This window comes from Parapedobacter sp. 2B3, assembly GCF_041925275.1.
Taxonomy (GTDB): Bacteria; Bacteroidota; Bacteroidia; order Sphingobacteriales; family Sphingobacteriaceae; genus Parapedobacter; species Parapedobacter pyrenivorans_A.
Genome location: NZ_JBHEUZ010000028.1, coordinates 13,532 through 32,501, shown reverse-complemented (window position 1 = coordinate 32,501; position 18,970 = coordinate 13,532). Strand labels below are relative to the sequence as shown.

21 protein-coding genes are annotated in these 18,970 nt (G+C 39.6%); 17 read left to right on the top strand and 4 right to left on the bottom strand.

Translation table 11 applies throughout. The features are described 5' to 3' along the window. Positions 1–38: 38 nt before the first annotated feature. From ACEVG1_RS19800 to ACEVG1_RS19785, 4 genes are all read right to left on the bottom strand, one after another. Positions 39–371, bottom strand: a complete 333-nt coding sequence (locus ACEVG1_RS19800) for a hypothetical protein (protein ID WP_374745462.1) — start codon at positions 369–371, stop codon at positions 39–41. After that, entirely contained in the window at positions 364–639 is a 276-nt protein-coding gene (locus ACEVG1_RS19795; protein WP_374745464.1) for a helix-turn-helix domain-containing protein, read from the bottom strand. Before ACEVG1_RS19795 ends, ACEVG1_RS19800 begins: the two co-directional genes overlap by 8 nt. Before the next feature lie 404 nt (positions 640–1,043). Next, entirely contained in the window at positions 1,044–1,715 is a 672-nt protein-coding gene (locus tag ACEVG1_RS19790) for a hypothetical protein (protein ID WP_374745461.1), read from the bottom strand. Positions 1,716–1,816: 101 nt separating this feature from the next. After that, on the bottom strand, positions 1,817–2,890 hold the full coding sequence (locus ACEVG1_RS19785) for a tyrosine-type recombinase/integrase (RefSeq protein WP_374745460.1): 1,074 nt from the start codon (positions 2,888–2,890) through the stop codon (positions 1,817–1,819). A gap of 249 nt (positions 2,891–3,139) precedes the next feature. On the opposite strand from ACEVG1_RS19785, the gene ACEVG1_RS19780 reads away from it, so the two are divergent. The 17 genes from ACEVG1_RS19780 (at position 3,140) to ACEVG1_RS19700 (ending at position 18,961) form a co-directional block, all read left to right on the top strand. Then, positions 3,140–3,721, top strand: coding sequence for a Crp/Fnr family transcriptional regulator (locus ACEVG1_RS19780; RefSeq protein ID WP_374745459.1), 582 nt, complete (start codon positions 3,140–3,142; stop codon positions 3,719–3,721). Positions 3,722–3,787: 66 nt separating this feature from the next. Continuing rightward, positions 3,788–4,369 (top strand): NAD(P)H-dependent oxidoreductase, encoded by a 582-nt coding sequence (locus tag ACEVG1_RS19775; protein WP_374745458.1) that lies wholly within the window; start codon positions 3,788–3,790, stop codon positions 4,367–4,369. Between the two features lie 227 nt (positions 4,370–4,596). Beyond that, on the top strand, positions 4,597–5,181 hold the full coding sequence (locus ACEVG1_RS19770) for a Crp/Fnr family transcriptional regulator (protein WP_374745457.1): 585 nt from the start codon (positions 4,597–4,599) through the stop codon (positions 5,179–5,181). Between the two features lie 66 nt (positions 5,182–5,247). Then, positions 5,248–6,531, top strand: coding sequence for a hypothetical protein (locus ACEVG1_RS19765; RefSeq protein WP_374745456.1), 1,284 nt, complete (start codon positions 5,248–5,250; stop codon positions 6,529–6,531). Between the two features lies 1 nt (position 6,532). Continuing rightward, positions 6,533–7,240, top strand: coding sequence for a CPBP family intramembrane glutamic endopeptidase (locus tag ACEVG1_RS19760; protein ID WP_374745455.1), 708 nt, complete (start codon positions 6,533–6,535; stop codon positions 7,238–7,240). Positions 7,241–7,434: 194 nt separating this feature from the next. Beyond that, positions 7,435–7,854, top strand: coding sequence for a nuclear transport factor 2 family protein (locus ACEVG1_RS19755; protein ID WP_374745454.1), 420 nt, complete (start codon positions 7,435–7,437; stop codon positions 7,852–7,854). Beyond that, the gene (locus ACEVG1_RS19750) at positions 7,854–8,294 is read left to right on the top strand and encodes a hypothetical protein (RefSeq protein ID WP_374745453.1); all 441 of its coding nucleotides are present in this window, start codon (positions 7,854–7,856) and stop codon (positions 8,292–8,294) included. The genes ACEVG1_RS19755 and ACEVG1_RS19750 overlap by 1 nt, the downstream gene beginning before the upstream one ends. Before the next feature lie 187 nt (positions 8,295–8,481). After that, a complete protein-coding gene (locus ACEVG1_RS19745; protein WP_374745452.1) occupies positions 8,482–9,198 on the top strand; it encodes a type II CAAX prenyl endopeptidase Rce1 family protein in 717 nt (238 codons plus the stop codon). 5 nt (positions 9,199–9,203) lie between these two features. Then, positions 9,204–9,737 (top strand): hypothetical protein, encoded by a 534-nt coding sequence (locus ACEVG1_RS19740; protein WP_374745451.1) that lies wholly within the window; start codon positions 9,204–9,206, stop codon positions 9,735–9,737. A 188-nt stretch (positions 9,738–9,925) separates the two neighbouring features. After that, a complete protein-coding gene (locus ACEVG1_RS19735; protein WP_374745450.1) occupies positions 9,926–10,279 on the top strand; it encodes a nuclear transport factor 2 family protein in 354 nt (117 codons plus the stop codon). Between the two features lie 4 nt (positions 10,280–10,283). Then, on the top strand, positions 10,284–10,805 hold the full coding sequence (locus tag ACEVG1_RS19730) for an AAA family ATPase (RefSeq protein WP_374745449.1): 522 nt from the start codon (positions 10,284–10,286) through the stop codon (positions 10,803–10,805). 463 nt (positions 10,806–11,268) lie between these two features. After that, on the top strand, positions 11,269–11,859 hold the full coding sequence (locus ACEVG1_RS19725; RefSeq protein WP_374745448.1) for a TetR/AcrR family transcriptional regulator: 591 nt from the start codon (positions 11,269–11,271) through the stop codon (positions 11,857–11,859). A gap of 7 nt (positions 11,860–11,866) precedes the next feature. After that, positions 11,867–12,322, top strand: coding sequence for a hypothetical protein (locus ACEVG1_RS19720; RefSeq protein ID WP_374745447.1), 456 nt, complete (start codon positions 11,867–11,869; stop codon positions 12,320–12,322). 81 nt (positions 12,323–12,403) lie between these two features. Next, entirely contained in the window at positions 12,404–12,790 is a 387-nt protein-coding gene (locus ACEVG1_RS19715) for a hypothetical protein (protein ID WP_374745446.1), read from the top strand. 80 nt (positions 12,791–12,870) lie between these two features. Next, the gene (locus ACEVG1_RS19710) at positions 12,871–17,214 is read left to right on the top strand and encodes a CusA/CzcA family heavy metal efflux RND transporter (protein WP_374745445.1); all 4,344 of its coding nucleotides are present in this window, start codon (positions 12,871–12,873) and stop codon (positions 17,212–17,214) included. 12 nt (positions 17,215–17,226) lie between these two features. Beyond that, positions 17,227–18,360, top strand: coding sequence for an efflux RND transporter periplasmic adaptor subunit (locus ACEVG1_RS19705; protein ID WP_374745444.1), 1,134 nt, complete (start codon positions 17,227–17,229; stop codon positions 18,358–18,360). Positions 18,361–18,394: 34 nt separating this feature from the next. After that, positions 18,395–18,961, top strand: a complete 567-nt coding sequence (locus tag ACEVG1_RS19700) for a cytochrome b/b6 domain-containing protein (RefSeq protein ID WP_374745443.1) — start codon at positions 18,395–18,397, stop codon at positions 18,959–18,961. Positions 18,962–18,970 lie beyond the last annotated feature (9 nt).

Genomic DNA, 18,970 nt, shown 5'->3' with positions numbered 1-18,970 from the left:
TTCATATCAATAATATTTGGGCGTAAAGCTACAGCGGATCAATTACTCAGAAAATATGCAGTTGGTCGGGCGGATACGATGAACCTGAACCTGCTGCCCTTGGCCGGATGCCATGAGGGGCGGTACCCCAAGTAGCCATAGGCCACCAGTTCCGACAGGCATTTGTGGTAGGTGGCGATGGAGCGTATCCGCGAGAAGCGCATGAGTTTCCGGAGGCTGGCGTGGAAATGATTATTGGGATTGCCGCAATCGTGGTGGTAGAACAACGCCGCCACCAACCCGATGTGTGTGGGCAGTAAACGCCTATCATCGCCAACCCGCTCAAAGAACGCACTGAATGCGTGCTTGGGCAATTCCATCCGTTCACCCATTGCAGTTACCTCCCTCCATCATTTTCCTGATGTCCTCCCTGCGGTAGTACATGCTGCCGCCCACCTTGCGGTACGGCAACGTGCCGCCCGCACGGAGGTTCTGCAATGTACCGGGCGATATTCCCAGCAGCCTGCGCACCTCGGCACTTTTCAGCCATTCCCTGTCAAGGCCTTCTTTTTCCCTGCTCCCGATGATTTGCTTGAACTCTTCCAGCATTTCCCGCTTGAACTGCCGGAGGTCTTCCCGTGTGACGATGTCTATTTCCATATCTCTATCATTATGTTCCCATATCCATATATCCCGATAGCGGGATATTGATTTACGCCGTTTACACGGCATATGGTATACCGCCAAGTATACCGAAACCTTATGCTGGGGCTGTGCCAGCGTATTAGGGTATCCCCGGAGGATACCCGAAACCCCCATGGCGATAGCGTGGGGGCAAGCAAGTAGGGCTATGCCCAACTTCCGCTTGCTCCATTCCCATCGGGGAATGGCAATTTGGTGGAGCGTGCGAACAGCACGGTTTGGCGCTGCGGCCAAACAGGGTGATATCCGGTGTTTCCGTCGGGCGGCACCCATTCCGTTGGGGCAAAGTTGGGGGATAAAACGGGGATGTGGATGACCAACCGGAGCGGCATGGTCATGTTCGGAAATTGAACGGGTCGGGGTCAGGCTTGGTCTGCGGGGACAATGCGGAATAGCTTCCTGTCTTCGGGAACCTGCGAACCTTTTATCGGGGCTTCGCCCTTGCCCACAAAATAGTTGCGAGCGGTATCCAGCGGGATTTCCTTGCCGCCGTGGTTGAAGTATTTCGCTATTAGCTTGTAATACGGGCTATGATGGTCGCTTTTGAGCAGATTCCTCCCGCTTGGTAGTTCCACTACGCGCAGTTGCTGGATGAGGTCGATGAGCGTGGGCAGGTAGCCGTCCTCCACGTACACTTTCTGTGAAATCCCATATTTCGTATGCGCTTTCAACTGTTCTTCCAAATCCAGTATATGGGCTTCGAGTTCGGCTATCTTTCCGTCTTTTTCTTTCAGCAGCACGTCGTTAGGCCGGATGTTCCATTTATCGCGTGTGCCGAGGTATTGCTGGAATTCGGTAAGTTTCCCGATGTTTGACAAATGCCGTGGATGCCCGGATGAGAACGGGTCTTTCCGCTCGAAATATTCAATCCGCTTCTGCACAATTTGCCACACATGGGCAAGGAAGTCCTTTTCGGTGCCCTTCCCGGTTGATATGAAATGGTTAAGGTGGTGGGTGTAATAGGCTTCGAACTCGGCCTTGTCCAATCCGTAGATTTTGAGCAGGAAATGGTTGTCGCCGTACCCCGTCTTCAAACCAAATATGTTACCTACATCAAACGGGTGCGGGGAAAAATCAAAACGTTTTCTGCTTTTAAAGTATTTTAATCCCATTTTGATAATCTTTAAACCTGTAGCTACAAAATCCTGTCCAATGGACTTTTGATTGAATTCAGTTGCGCATTGCCAACCTTTGCATAAAGCATCGTGGTCTTGATGTCATTGTGACCAAGTAGCTGCTGTATGAATGACATGTCCGTGCCGTATTCCAGTAAATGTGTGGCGTAGCTATGCCGCAAACCGTGTATCCCTATCGGCTTGTTTACCTTTGCGGCTTTCATCGCACTCTTAAACACCGCTTGGACACTGCGGACGGAATACCGCCCACCGTACTGACCTTCAAAAAGATAAGTTTTAGGGTGGTACGCTTTATAATATTCCCGCAGCGAATCCAGCACCGCGGACGGTAGCGGTACGTACCGGTCTTTCTTTCCTTTGCCCGCTTCGATGAGCACCTGCATCCGTCCGCCGTCGATGTCACTCACTTTCAGGTTGACAACCTCACTTACTCGCAATCCCATTCCGTAGCACAGTTGCAGCATCAGCAAATGTTTTCGGTTTCGTACCGTGTCGAATATCCGTTTTACTTCCTTTTGACTCAGCACTTTTGGCAAAGTGGATGGCTTCTTCGGCCGTGGGATTTCGGCAAAGAAACCCGGTTTATGGAGCACCTGTTCAAAATAGAATTTGATGGCGTTGAGCCTGCTGTGCAGCTGGCTTTCCGAAATCTTCAATGTATTGATGCAATAAAGGATGTAAGCTCGGAGACGGTCGTAGCCCAGCGAATCAACGGGCACATCTTTCAAAATATACAGTAGCTGTGCAAATTCGACCATGTAGGTCTTTATGGTGGATGGGCTGTAGGCTTTCATCTGCAACACCTCTTTCATGCTTTGCAACTCCCGAGCATTCACCGGTGACAATTTGGACAATACCCCTTTGCCAACCGGTGGGGTTTCCATCCCGAACAGTGTGCGGAAATGGGTGCTGTCCGGTACATACCAGCACTTTTCAGACCTGCTCCACCTGCCTTTCAGCGATTTGACTAAATCAATTTTTGCCCGGTCGTATTTGAAATCCACCCAAATGACCGCCGAATCATTATGCCTACCCTCCCGGAAAGCAAAATCGGAAAAATCAATAGCTTCCATACTGCGCATTTTGTATTACCTAATAAAGCAAATCTAACAAAGTTACACAAAATGCGCAAGAGATAAAATCCGACAACACCAAAGCAAGACACTTAAGAACAACTATTTATAGGGATTAATAGAAGGACGTTTGACGTCCTTGCATACATAAGATTATTGCGTATATTTGAGAGTTAGCGGCAAGTTTGACGACCCACCGTTCAGACTTGGACAAAGACTTTAACATTGTGTAACAGGATACTAAACCCAATGACAGAACAAGATAAAATAAAATACTTTTTGAAATCTTTCAACATTTTGACAGATAGTGAAATGGAAGAATTTATCAATCTAACACAAAAAAAATCACTCAATAAGTTCGATTATTTTATTAAGGAGGGAGAAATCTGCTCACAGGTAGCCTTTATATTATCAGGAATTTTTCGGTCATACTATGTTTCCGACAAAGACGAAGAAGTAACCTATTGCATATTATTCCCCGACAACTTCGCAACGGCATATTCTTCTTTTTTGACAAGTCAGGCAACGCAAGAAAATATACAAGCGATAACACAAGCCGAATTACTCATCATTACAAAAGAAAACGTAGAAAAGCTTGTAAGCAAAAGTCATAATTGGACTTGTTTCTTAAAAAGTATAGCGGAACAAGAATATATTGAACTTGAAAAAAGGATTTTCCAATTACAACGAAGTGATGCCACCAAACGATATTCGGACTTAATGAAAAATCAGCCTGAGTATATCCAAAAAATTCCTTTACAATATTTATCTTCCTATTTAGGCATCACGCAAAGACATTTGAGCAGAATACGCAAGGAGTTTTCTTTTTAGACATTTGTCCTTCAAAATCATTATCCCCTAATCTAATTTTGTCGTTTCAATTTAGCAGGCAAAATTATGGCAAAGAAAATTCTGATTATAAATGGACACCCGAATAAAGAAAGTTTGAACCACGCATTTGCAGAAGCCTACAAAAAAGGAGCACAACAAAGCAATGCTGATGTGAAATGTATTTGCATTGCCGACCTGAACTTTAATCCAAATCTTGAATTTGGCTATCAAAAAAGAACTGAACACGAACCAGACCTTTCAGATGCATGGGAAAAAATCAAATGGGCTGACCATTTAGTTTGGATTCATCCTGTTTGGTGGGGCGGACTTCCTGCATTGATGAAAGGCTTTATTGACAGACTTTTTTTACCCGGATTTGCCTTTCAATACAGAGAAAACTCTATGCTTTGGGACAAGTTATTGAAAGGAAAGACAGCACATATTATTACTACCCTTGACCAACCATCTTGGTATTATTGGCTTGTATATGGCAGACCAAGTGTAAATCAACTTAAAAAATCAACCTTACAGTTTTGTGGAATTGCACACGTCAAAGTTTCATATTTTGGGATTATTAAAAATTCAACCGAAAGCAAAAGATTACAATGGATTTCCGAAGTTGAGGAATTTGGCAAGAAACTAAAATAAGGACAAATCCTCATCAATATAGTGTGGGCTTATACTTCGCAGGACAAGAAAACCAGCCGCTAACAAGGGCTTGGCGAAATGCGGGGTGAAGTGCTTCGTATGAACATTTGTGCTAAATTTGAACTTTGGTGCTTCGATTGAAGTGTAGTGCTAAAAGTCCCGCACTTCGCCAAGCCCCGAACCGTTAGCAGCCATATTGCAGCGACACCAAAAATTCAGTAGTAGAATTGAGAATTGAACAAAGAATAAAACAAGTTTTTGACCCTTACTTCAACGTCCCGCTTGAAGCGTGGAAATCATTCACCGACTTGGGCGAAATTATTACAACAGAAAAAGACCGAGTTGTAAAACAGGCTAACACAACAGAAAAATATTTGAGTTTCATATTAAAAGGCAGCGGTGGAATTTTGCTTTGGAAAAACAACAACTTTGTTTGTATTGACTTGTGCTACGATGAAGATTTTTTTGGAGATTATATGTCGTTCCTGACACAACAACCAACAGCACTTGAAGTGGTAACATTTGAACAAACTGAACTATTTAGAATTTCTAAAGCAAATTTTGACAAACTAAGTTACAATACAGATTTTGGAGATAAGATTTGCCGCTTTGCAGCGGAAGCGCTTTTTATTCACAAGCAGCAACAACAAACCGACATTCTTACCCAAACAGCAGCAGAGCGATATGCCGAACTGCAATTCAAACAACCGCAAATTATTCAGCGAACACCGCAAAAACACATTGCCTCTTATTTAGGCATAACCCCTCAAAGCCTAAGCAGAATAAGAAATGAACAAGCTGAAAATCATTAGTTACCGTTTGGTAACTAATATTGATTTTATAAGATGAAACTTTGCAGTAAAATAAATTACTGCAATATGTTGTACAGAAAATTCTTTTTATTGCTTTATCTTTCTTTGTGCTTTCTTTCTGTTTCCGCACAAGAATATTTTTCTGAAGGAAAAAACCGGTTGAATTTTGCAAAAACCTATTTTGAACTTGGCGGACAATATTCCCCGAGTTTTAATTCTAAAACGTTAAATGGAAATGTCGTTAGCTTTGTTCAAAATTCAGCTTCGTTAATGCCTTACCTGAACATTGGCGGTATTCATTTTTGGGGACACGCAGATTTTTACATTTCAATTCCGTTAGGACAAATCAATTTACAAAAGAATAATTCTTCTGATTTTTTGCTCAATCAATCTGTAATAACAGGAGCAAGATTTTTACCATTGGCATATAAAGACAATCGTATCAGACCTTATGTTGGTGCAAGTTGGGCGGTTGTTAATTTCAAACAAAAATCAACGCCCGATAATGCACAGCCATTGTTTCAACAAAACAAATTGTTGCTTGATTTAGGATTGTTGTATGGTAAAGGAAATTGGTTAGTACGTGCAGGAATTAATTACAATTATTCCAATAAATGGCAATACCCTTTATCTCAAACTAATTTTCAGGAAATAGAAACACCTGATTGGAGCGGAAATGTCAGTATCATTTATACTGTTGAAACAACCCGCTCAAAGAAAATGGAAAAAGAAAACGAACGGTTAAATCAATACGGCAATGTTACCAAACCGACCAAAGACGCTTTGAAATTTGGCGATTACTTTATTGGAGCTGGATTTGCTACTTCTTTTATGCTTTCAAATTCGAAATACAACAATAACGAATACCCGTATTTTAACAAAAAAGGTATTTCCAGAACCTACTTAGACGCTTCAATTGGTTATCACTTTAACAGAGCAGGAATTATAACAGCCTTATCGTACAGAAGTCCAAAATTTGTGAATGAAGCATTTGGTATAAAGCAAACCATTCAAAAAAACTCATTTGCATTGGAAGCATATAAATTTTTGACCGATTACAACGGTTTTACGCCCTATTTGGGTTTGAACATAACTTATGACAATATTCGCTTTTCTGAAAATCAAAATATTCAAAAAACATTCAACCAACTCAATCCGGGAATTACATTTGGTTGGGATATACTTCCGGGAAAAACGGAGCAGTTTTTTGTGCTTAGAACCAATTTGCGTTGGTATCCATTTTCTTCTATCAAAATAAACGGGCAATGCTTCAGCCAGCACCAATTAGAATACAATGTAATTCAAGCGGTATTTTATCCGGCACGATATAAAAACGCTAAAAAGAAATAAGATGCCCCTTGCAATAAAAACAATATTGCCAATTCTTTTGACCACTGCATTTGCTGTTGGTCTTTTGTTCCTACTTCAATTTAGTGGAAAACTTGGTTTTGTAATTAGCGACAACAACTATCTCACGAAACAATTCAACTATCAAATATTGTTATTGCCCATAATAGCAATTTCTATACTCACGACTTACCTGCTGAACAAACAAAATTTCAAAACCTATTTTTCATTCGGACACATTTCAGCCGTTGGACAAGAATTAAAATTGTTTGGCATCAAACAAGGCGATACTTGGACAAAAACAGGACTTTCGCTTTGTGTAGTTATCAGTTTGATAACAGCGATATTTCTTTACTTTCAACTCAAACAGACAAATCCAAATTGGGCAAGTTTACAAAGCGGAATTTTTTGGATTGTTTTGTTTTCGCTGACAAATTCGTTTGGGGAAGAAATGATTTTTAGATTAAGCATTGTGTCGCCATTAAGCGGACAACTTGCACCGACAACAATTTTTTTCATTTCTGCGGTGTTGTTTGGAATACCACATTTCGCAGGAATGCCAAACGGAATTATTGGGGTAACAATGGCGGGAATTTTAGGGTTTGTATTAGCAAAATCAATGTATGAAACTAACGGCTTCTTTTGGGCTTGGACAATACATTTTTTGCAAGACTTTTTAATAATTGGGGCACTATACCTGATGAACGAATGAGAAATACGGCTGCTAACATCGTGTTGGCGTAATGCGGGGCGAAGTGCTTCGTATCAACATTTGTGCTATCTTTGAAGTGTCCGCTTCGTATCAACGTTAGTGCTGTATATCCCGCACTACGCCAACACGCGGCACGTTAGCGGTCATTGTAAAGCCAGCATCATCAAAAAAGATTGAAGTCGTAAATCAAGAATATGCAAATAGAAACAGTTGAAAAATTTAAGGTATACTTTAACCAAATGAAACTTGGCGATGATACTGCATTAAATGAAATTTATTCAGACAACGTACTATTCATTGACCCGATCCACAGGATAAGTGGCATTGAAAACCTGAAATCTTATTTCAAAAAATTAGACAGTAATTTGATAGAAGGTTCATTCCGGTTTATTGACGAATCTATCCGTGATAATACAGCTTACCTCCAATGGGAAATGAATCTGCGCTTGAAACGACCCAGAAAGAATGTAAAAGCATCGGGTATTTCAGTACTGACCGTTGAACAAAAAATAACCAGGCACAGAGATTATTTTGATGCAGGAGAACTATTTTATGAGAATATCCCTGTTTTGGGAAGTATAATCCGTTCCATAAAAAAGAAAATGGCTAGCTGATGAAAGATAAAATTCATTCCATATCAAGGGTGATAGACACGGATTCCGAAACTCTTTTTAAGATAGTTTCAGGCTTCAATCTATATAAAAATTGGAATACCGTCATTCCTAATGCAAAAGGAGAGTTAGTAGTAGGAACGAAATTGCAATTAACGATGATTATTAACGGTAAAAACAAGCCTTTCAATCCTAAAGTGATATCGGTAGTTCCCAATAAAAGTTTTATACTTTCTAAAACCCTATTTTCCAAAAACATATTAGAATTAACACATCTTTTTGAGTTTAAGCCGCTGACGGATCATAAAACTGAATTTATCCAAACTTGGAAAGGGCAAGGAATACTTACCGTAATGTTGTGGGAGAAAATCAAAAATGGATTTTCATCCTTTGAAGTATTTAATAATGATATTGTAAAATATATCAGCGAACAAGAGAAATGAGAATCAAGAAACAACGAACCGCTAACAAGGGTTTTGCGAGAGCGGGGCGAAAATGCTCCGTTGGAACATTTTCGCTAAATTCGAGATTTTGGCTTCGGTTGGAGATTTTCGGCTGAAAATCCCCGCCCCCGCAAAGCCCCGAACCGTTAGCGGTCATTGTAGAACGACACATCAAAACCAGAATCGAATGAAATTATTTTATCAAAAATATAAGCCAGTTATTGTTTTCTACTTTTTAGCGTGCCTTTTTTCTTGGCCTTTTTTCTTTTGGAGAGACATTTATAGCGACAGTTGGAATAATCTGAACATCCATATTGTTTTAAAGCTTAGTCTGATTATGTGGGGACCTGGACTGTCTGCCATAATTTGCAGTCTGCTTTTCAGAAAACAAACCGTTAAAACGATAACATTCTTTGGAACTTCTATTATTAAAAGCCTTTTATTTTGGGGTATTCCAATGGTGCTATTTTTGACTTTTGGCTTCAAAGGATATGGCGGGTCATATATAAATTTTGCTATTTATATGGTCGGCACTTTCATCTTTACACTTGGAGAAGAACTTGGATGGCGTGGATTTTTGCAAGACCAACTCAACCATTTACCTAAGTGGAAACATTATCTCATTATCGGAGCTATGTGGGAACTATGGCACTTCACAACAAGGACATTATCGGGTAACATAATTGCAAGGTTACTCCGACCCTTACTTTTTGTCATTCCTAACTCATTGCTTTCTTGGGTTTTAGGAGAAGGCGTAAATAAATCAAAATCTATAATAGTTGCCGTAACGCTTCATTCTTGGATAAATATTCTCTTTGAGTTCGGCAATGTTAACACATATATCATATTTGGGTTATCTGTTCCTTTTTGGATTTTTATGCTTATTAAGTGGGATAAATCTTAGCTCAAATGAAAAATCATAAATACATACTATTCTTTTTACTGATTATTCCGTTAAAAACACTTGCCCAAAACAAGAACCATTTTATAGGAATAAACCCAAATGTTACCGTTGAACCTTTTTACAACAAGGGTGAACTTGACATCAATATTTTTCCATTTGTTTACCAGCTGACCGTTACTAAAAGAGCCGATTTACGGTTTACATCAATTCTTAATTTAGGAATAAGGAACAACGGAAACGACATAAGCCATTTTGGGTTAGAAACTGCTATTCCTATATTTCTAAAAAAGAAGAGTGATAAAAATGACCTTTCAAAAAGTTTTTATGTTTCACCTGTCATTAGTTTGACAAGAAACAAAATAGAAATGCATAACAATATCGGTATTTGGCTTGAACCTGGATACAATCTGTTATTTGACGACAAATTTGCTATGACATTTGGTTTACAAATTGGCGGAACATACTTCAACTATGACAATAATATTGACAAATGGAGAAATCACTTTGGAGTAAAAATCATTTTCGGAAAATGGATTTGAACATTGCAAGAAAAGAACAACGAACCGCTAACACGGGTTTTGCGTCAGGCGGGCTGACGTGCAAACTTGAAGCATTGTGCTTCTGATGAACTTTAGTAATAAAGTGAAAATTTGTACTTCGAAATCCGCCCGAACGCAAAGCCCGAGACCGTTAGCGGTCAGGCTAAAAACGACACAATGCAAATCAAATGACACCAAAAGATATTTTACAGAAATGGATTGACTCATTTAACAAGGCAGACTTAGAAACAATTTCAGATTTATATGCTGACAATGCAGTTAACCATCAAGTTGCAAACGACCCTGTTGTTGGCAAACCTGCCATCAAGGAAATGTTTAAGGGAGAATTTGAAACAGCCGAAATGACCTGTATCCCTGAAAACATTTTTGAAGACAGGGAATGGGCAATTTTAGAATGGAAAGACCCAAACGGATTGCGTGGTTGTGGATTTTTCCAGATTAAAAACAATAAGATTGTATTTCAACGCGGTTATTGGGATAAACTCTCATTTTTGAAATTACATAAATTGCCAATTGAATAAGGATATGAAAAGTAAAATTATTTATCTATTGATTGGACAAAAAGGGAGTGGAAAATCCTTCGTTGGAACTTTGATGGAAAAGGAGTACGGGATAAAATTCATTCGAGTGGAAGATTGGGCTAAGAAAATCAAGAAAGATAGAGATGTTAATAACGAAACATACTTAAAACAAGTATTTGAAGAAATTGAAAATGGGATTAGGGACAGCTTAACTGATAAGGATAAAATTGTATTCGAGTCCACAGGATTGACGGAATACTTTGATATAATGCTTGAGAGTTTAAGAAGGGGTTTTCAGGTAACAACAATTGGAGTTTATGCAGACAGTACAACTTGTTTAAAGAGAGTTAAATCCAGAGACCAGAATATTCATATCAACGTCTCTGACGACCAAGTTTTGATGATAAACAACCAAGTCAGAGAAAGAAATTTTGAAACTGACTTTTTAATTATCAATGAAAATACGTCTGAGAAGGAGCTTATCAATGAAATTGCCAATAATATTGAGTGGACGAATGACAAATAAGATTGAACTAAAAGCCCGAACCGCTAACAGCACCTACCCAAAAGTGGCGGTTCAGTGGTTAAATCAAGCTTTGTGCTTCTATCAAAGTTTCTGCTTGGTTGACAGTGAAGTGCTTCGAAATCGCCACCTTCGGGTAGCTGCAAAACGTTACAGGCAAGCGTAAGAACAACCGTACTACTATCAACATTCACGACAAAACAGACAGTTTCGCTACAACTTGACACAGACAGACCCGAAAGGTTTTAAAAAATTTTCCCGCCGCACATTTTAAAAAATAATTTCAGCTGACACACATTGGCACATTTGCAAACCGCACCAAGCCCACCCACCACCCAAAGTTTGAAAAGAGCCAATTTTACCTGCCCTAACAACAAATTCATTTTTTTTGTAAAAAACTTGTTGAATTAAAAAGTTTACTTACTTTTGCGAGTGAATACTAACTAACTTTTTTAATTTAAAAAGTATGCAAGAATTTACAGACAGACAAATTGAGATAATGGAAGCAGCAACAAACAGGATTTCAAAATTTGGAATTCAGAATTTGACCATTAAAGCACTTGCCGAAGACATTGGTTTATCTGAACCCGCATTATATCGACATTTCAAAAGTAAAAATGAAATTTTGTTGAGCTTATTGTCGTATTTCAAAAGCGAAATGAAAAACCGCATTCAGTCTCTTCCCTTCAAACCAAACGATACGGAAGGTGATAAATTGAGAGCCATTTTCAATTCACAACTACAAACATTTACCAATAAACCGGCGATTGTCAGTGTGATTTTTGCAGAAAGTATTTTTCATTATGATGAAGGATTAAGTTATAAGGTTTCCGAGATAATGGACTTAATGCATCAATACGTCAATAAGAACATCGAAAAAGGACAAAAAGGCGGAACATACAACAAATTAATAGGTGCATCTACGCTTACCACCATTATACTTGGAGGAATGAGAATGACGGTTTTGAAATGGAAACTTTCGGGGCATAAGTCTAACCTGATAAAAGACGGTACAGCAGTTTTAGAGGGAATTTTAAAAATGATTGAAAAAAAATAATCAGATTATGAAAAAAGTAATTGTACTGGGAATGAGTGTTGTGCTTTTGTGGAGTTGTAATAATTCTGCTGAAAAATCAACAGCACATCAGGAAACCGAAAACCACGCAGAACATCATCACGATGAAAATTCAGAATCTATTGAACTCAACAATGGAGAAAAATGGCTTGTTAATGAAGAAATGAAACCCTTTGTGTTGAAAGGCGAAGAATTGGTTAATGCCTATATTCAGGGCGGAAAGACGGATTATAAAACTCTTGCTGAACAACTAAAAAACCAAAACAGCCAACTCATAAAAAGTTGTACAATGGACGGGAAAAGCCACGATGAACTGCACAAATGGCTGCACCCGCACCTTGAAATAGTTAAGGCGTTAGAAAATGAAACAGATGTAACAAAAGTAAATGGATTTGTTTTGCAACTGCAATATTCTTATCAGCACTATCATCAGTATTTTAATTAGTCTAAATATATATTTGTATAAAATAAACAGAACATAATGGTTGCTAATCAACACGTTTAAATAAATACATACCTTTGTAGTATGAAAAGATTATTGGCAATATTTTTTCTTTTTACCTTTCTGAGTGCAAATACGGCATTCGGAGAGCTACTGAAATTGCCAATGCTTGTACAACATTATTTGGAACATACCAATGAAGATAAAGACGTTACCATCTTCAATTTTTTAGTGCAGCATTATACGGGAGGGATCAATCACGACCATCGGGAAAACCACAACCACCACGACCAACTGCCGTTTAAGGCTATTGATGGCCACTTCTCGTCGGTTGTTTCCATTGTTGCGCCGCCTTTTGTGATTTCTCACAACACTTTAGTTGTGACAGTTGTAAAATTACCTGCTTACAGCCAGCAAAACTATTCAAACACATATCTGAACAGCATCTGGCAACCGCCACGCTTTAGTTAATCATTTTTTGAATGAACGATAGGCTTTTTACTATGCCTATCGCAATTGTACATTTCTCAAAACGATTAATTAAATGAATTATGCTGAATAAAATCATTGAGTTTTCAATAAAGAACAAACTCATCATTGGGCTGTTTGTACTTACCCTTATTGGTTACGGAATTTATGAAGTTAGAAAGCTTCCAATTGATGCCGTCCCCGATATAACAAACAACCAGGTGCAGGTAATTACGGTAGCTCCTGCATTGGGTGCTCCCGATGTGGAACGCCTCATTACCTTCCCTATCGAACAGGTCAACAACAACATTCCCGGACTGATAGAACTCCGCAGTTTTTCACGCTTTGGATTGTCCGTGGTAACGATTGTTTTTGAAGATGATATCGACATTTACTGGGCAAGACAACAGGTTTCTGAACGATTGCAACAGGCTCAGGAGCAAATCCCCAAAGGTGTTGGGACACCTGTCTTAGCACCCGTTACCACAGGATTGGGCGAAATTTATCAATACACCATTCGCCCGAAAAAAGGTTACGAAGACCAATACAATGTGATGGAATTACGAACCATTCAGGACTGGATTGTCCGGAGGCAATTGTTGGATGTAAAAGGCGTAGCCGAAGTGAGCAGTTTTGGCGGGTACCTCAAGCAATACGAAGTAGCGGTCATTCCCGAAAAACTGATGGCATACAATATTACCATTGGCGATGTATTCACTGCTTTGGAAACCAACAACCAAAATACGGGTGGCTCTTATATAGAAAAAGGTCCTACCATTTTATTTATCCGCAGCGAAGGATTAGTCGGCGGTATGGAAGATATTCGGAATATCGTCGTTAAAAATCTGCCCAACGGAATGCCATTATTAATTCGTGATGTAGGCGAAGTCCGTCTGGGAAGTGCTCCACGATACGGAGCAATGACGTATAATGGCGAGCAGGAAGTATCTGGAGCGGTAGTGATGATGCTGAAAGGCGAAAACAGCAACGAAGTCATCAAAAACATCAAAGAACGCATTACCCAGATCGAGAAAACGCTGCCCGAAGGTGTTATGATTGATGCTTTTCTGGACCGTACCAAAATGGTAAACAATTCCATCAGTACCGTAACCACTAACCTGCTGGAGGGGGCTTTGATCGTGGTTTTTGTGTTGGTGTTGTTTCTGGGCAATTTTAGGGCAGGATTGCTCGTAGCTTCGGTCATTCCGTTGTCTATGTTGTTTGCGATAATCCTGATGAACACCTTTGGCGTGAGTGGTAACCTGATGAGCTTGGGAGCCTTGGATTTCGGATTGATTGTGGATGGAGCTGTGATTATCGTGGAAGCGGTTTTACACAAGCTATCCCACAGTAAAGTATTTAAAAATGTCAATAAACTTACACAGTCCGAAATGGACGAAGAGGTGAAAACTTCTGCATCGGGAATGATGAACGCAGCTGTTTTTGGACAGATTATCATCCTGATCGTTTATCTGCCCATTTTTACCCTGCGGGGCATTGAAGGAAAAATGTTTATGCCGATGGCACAGACCGTAGTTTTTGCTTTGCTCGGTGCTTTCCTGCTTTCACTCACTTATATTCCGATGATGAGTTCCCTGGTTTTGAGCAAAAAAATCTCGCACAAAACCACATTTTCGGATAGGATGATGAACCATTTGGAACGTTTTTATCAAAAATACCTGACCAAAATATTACGTCGTCAAAAAATGGTTTTGGCAACTGTTTTAGGATTGTTTGCGGTTGCCGTTTTCATATTCACAAGATTAGGCGGAGAATTTATACCGGCATTGCCCGAGGGCGATTTTGCAGTGGACACCCGGGTTTTGCCGGGTAGTAATCTGAATACTTCGGTTGAAGCGGTCTCAAAAGCATCTGAAATTATCCTCGAAAAATTCCCGGAAGTGGAAAAAGTAGTCGGAAAAACAGGAAGCAGTGAAGTGCCAACCGATCCGATGGCGGTGGACGCATCAGATATGATGATTATTTTGAAACCACGCAAAGAATGGACTTCCGCTAAAACCTATACCGAACTGGAAGCTAAAATGTCCGCAGCCTTGGAAGCCTTGCCGGGCGTTTCTTTCGGTTTTCAATATCCTGTGAATATGCGTTTTAACGAACTGATGTCCGGAGCGAGGCAGGATGTGGTGGTGAAAATCTTTGGTGAGGATTTGGATACACTGGCAACTTATGCAGCTCAATTGGGGAGATTAAGTAATTCAGTAGAAGGCAGTGAGGCGGTTTATGTAGAATCCATAACCGGAATGCCCCAAATAGTGATTGATTACAATCGTTCTGCTATTGCACAATACGGTTTGAACATCAGCGATATTAACCGGGTGGTTAATGCCGCTTTTGCCGGAGAAAGCAGCGGAATGGTTTACGAAGGCGAAAGACGTTTTGATTTGGTGGTGCGTCTGGCGGGTGAGAAACGGAAAAATTTAGAAGATGTCCGGCAACTATTGATTACTACACCACAAGGGGTACAAATTCCGTTGAGTACTGTTGCCAACGTGGATATTGTGGAGGGACCCAATCAAATCCAACGGGATAATTCGCAACGCAGAATTATTGTAGGGTTTAATGTTCGGGGCAGAGATATTCAAAGCACAGTAAGTGAATTGCAGCAAAAGGTGGAAGAACAGATAAAACTGCCTCCGGGGTATTACATCACCTATGGCGGAGCTTTTGAGAATTTAGAAGCGGCAAAAGACCGGCTATATGTTGCCGTTCCGCTTGCTTTGGCACTTATTTTCCTGCTGCTGTACTTTGCCTTTGGTTCGGTGAAACAAGGCTTGCTTATATACAGCACAATTCCACTTTCGACCATCGGGGGAATTTTCGCACTGGCAATCAGAGATATTTCATTCAGTGTCAGTGCCGGCATTGGTTTTATCGCTTTGTTTGGTGTGGCGGTGCTCAACGGAATTGTTTTGATGGCAGAGTTTAACCGGTTGACAAAGCAAGGTTATACAAACCTGAAACGCATCGTGATGATGGGAACCAAAACCCGTTTGCGTCCCGTATTAATGACCGCATCGGTTGCTTCACTTGGATTTTTGCCTATGGCACTCAGCACAGGCGAAGGTGCTGAGGTGCAAAGACCATTAGCGACTGTAGTGATTGGCGGTTTATTGATTGCCACTTTTTTAACTTTATTTGTTTTACCCATTTTGTATATGCTTACGCACAGAAAAATAGCTGTCAATAAAAAACTGGTTGCGATGCTTGTGGTACTTTTTGCTTTTTCTTTTCAGGAAATGAACGCTCAAACACCCATCACGCTACAACAAGCGATTGACACGGCTTTGGCCAATAATCTTTCGGTCAAAACAGAACGCTTGAGAAATGAATACCATCAAAAATTGATAAAATCGGGAACAGCCATTCCTGTAACGGATGTTTTTGGTGAATACGGACAAATCAATGGTATTTATAACGATACCCGGTTTGGGATTTCCCAAACGATCAACTTTCCGACTGTTTATAAACGACAAAAAGAATTGCTGACCGAAGAGTGGAAAAGCAGCCTGTTGAATACCGACGTTCGAGAGGCACAGCTCAAAAAGCAGGTTTCTCAGGTTTTTTATACGCTGGTTTACCTGCAACACAAAAGAGAGCTGTTGCAAAAAACCGATACGCTGTTTGCAGAATTTTTGAACAAAGCTACCCTCCGTTTTAAAGCTGGAGAAAGTAATGTTCTGGAAAAAACAACTGCCGAAAACCAGTGTGGACAAATGGCCTTGCAACTGTTGCAGTTGGAAAAAGACTGGGAGATTGTGCAGTTGCAGTTTCAACTTTTGCTGAATACGGAAAAGGATTTTGTTCCAATGGAAGATGCTGATTTAGGTATTCCATTTTTAGAAAATGACAGTTCTTTATTGACTTCGCATCCTGAAATACAGTTTTTGAAACAGCAACAACAAATAGCCAATGCTGTTACCAAATCAGAGCAATCAAAATTATTGCCTGACCTTACTTTTGGATACAATCTGATGGGAATGCGTGGAACGGGACCCGACGATAAATTATACAACAGCACCCCGCAGTTCCATTCGGTGCAACTTGGCTTGGGTATTCCAGTATTTACGGGTAGTCAAAAAGCAAAAATCAATGCAGCAAAAATCAATGAAAATATCGCTGCCAATGAATACGAATGGAAGTTGAAAAACTTTGAAAATGCGTATCATTCTGCTTTTATGGAATATCAAAAGTTTGAAGAAATGGTTCGTTATTTTGAAAACACAGCCTTGAAAAACGCAGCAACCATCACTGAAACAGCCGAAAAGCAATTTCTGAACGGTGACATCAATTATTTGGAATGGGTGCTTTTAATCAATCAGGCGATCGGCATTCAAAGTGATTATATCGAAGCGGTAAAAAATCTGAATAATGCTCTTGCCGAACTTAATTTTTACAACAATCAATAAAATCCCGGAAAAATGAAAAATATAATTTTAATCATAAATATAGCACTGTTACTCACTTCCTGCGGAAATGACAACAAACAGAGCGATGCAGAAAATGAGCAGCCAACGCAGGAAAACACCCTTACGCTTACGGATGAACAGTACAAAAATGCGGCAATTGAAACAGCTAAGATTTTCACGTCCAATATTTCTTCAGTACTCAGATTAAACGGAAAGATTGATGTACCGCCACAAAGTTTGGTTTCGGTAAGTGTTCCGTTGGGTGGTTATCTGAAATCAACAAAATTACTGCCCGGAATGCACATCCGCAAAGGGGACCCATTGGCAGTAATGGAAGACATACAGTATATACAGTTGCAACAGGATTATTTAACCACAAAAGCCCAGTTGAGTTTAACCGAAAGCGAGTACAACCGCCAGAAAGAGCTGAACCAAAGCAAAGCCACGAGCGATAAAGTGTTTGAGCAAGTAAGAACGAACTATCAAACGCAGTTGGTTTTACTGAAATCGCTGGAAGAAAAACTGAAATTGATAGGCTTAAATCCCCAAAGAATAAGTGCCGGTACCATTTCAAAAAGCATTAATATCTATTCACCTATATCGGGTTTTGTATCGGCAGTAAACGTTAATATTGGGAAATATGTAACCCCAAGTGATATACTCTTTGAGTTGGTAAACCCTAATGACATTCATTTGAACTTGACCGTTTTTGAAAAAGACATCAATAAACTTGCTGTGGGTCAAAAATTATTGGCATACTCCAACAGCCATCCGCAGACGAAATATCCTTTGGAAGTCATTCTCATCAGCAAAAACATCTCCGGTCAGAATGCTGCTGAAGTGCATTGCCACTTTGAGCAGTATGACAACGGCTTGCTTCCCGGAATGTTTATGAATGCCGAAATAGAGGTTTCTACCCATAACGCTAATGTGCTTCCTGAAGAGGCGATTGTTCGATTTGAAAACAAACACTATGTTTTTGTGGAGAAAGGAAAACAAACTTTTGAAATGAAAGACGTACAAATCGGAAATGCTGAAAATGATCTTGTCGAAATCATCAATGCCGAGCAGTTTGACAATGAAAACATCGTTGTCAAAAATGCTTACACACTCTTAATGGCACTGAAAAATGAAAGTGAAGAATAAATTATTTCAAAGAAAGAACTAAAATTTTTCAATTATGAAAACAGATATTAAAATTCATTTTACGCTTATCCATCGCATTTTGCATTGGATAATGGCATTCGCAATGCCCGTGCTATTTATCACCGGTTTTCTTCGTATGTACTGGATGAATAAAAAACATATAATCGGAATCATCGAAAGTAAAACAGATTTATTAGCCAAAGAACAGTCAATGGAAATTGCTAAAAGCATTCTTGAACCTATGTGGCAATGGCACGAAGTATTTGCCCACATTATGATATTTTCATTCCTTGTTAGAATAATTTATATGTTGGTAAAAGGTATTCGCTTTCCTAACCCTTTTAAAAGCAATCAACCGCTTAAAGAACGGTTACAGGGTTTTACTTACATATATTTTTATCTTTTTGTTTTTATTTCAGCCGTTACAGGTATTTGTATTGAAAAAGGATTTTTTCCGCAATGGAAAGAAGGTATTGAAACCGTTCACAAATGGGGCATTTATTGGTTCCCGATTTTTATTCTTTTGCATTTGACAGGAATAATAATCGCTGAATTATCCAATAAAAAAGGAGTCACTTCAAAAATGATTAGTGGAGATTAAGAAAACACT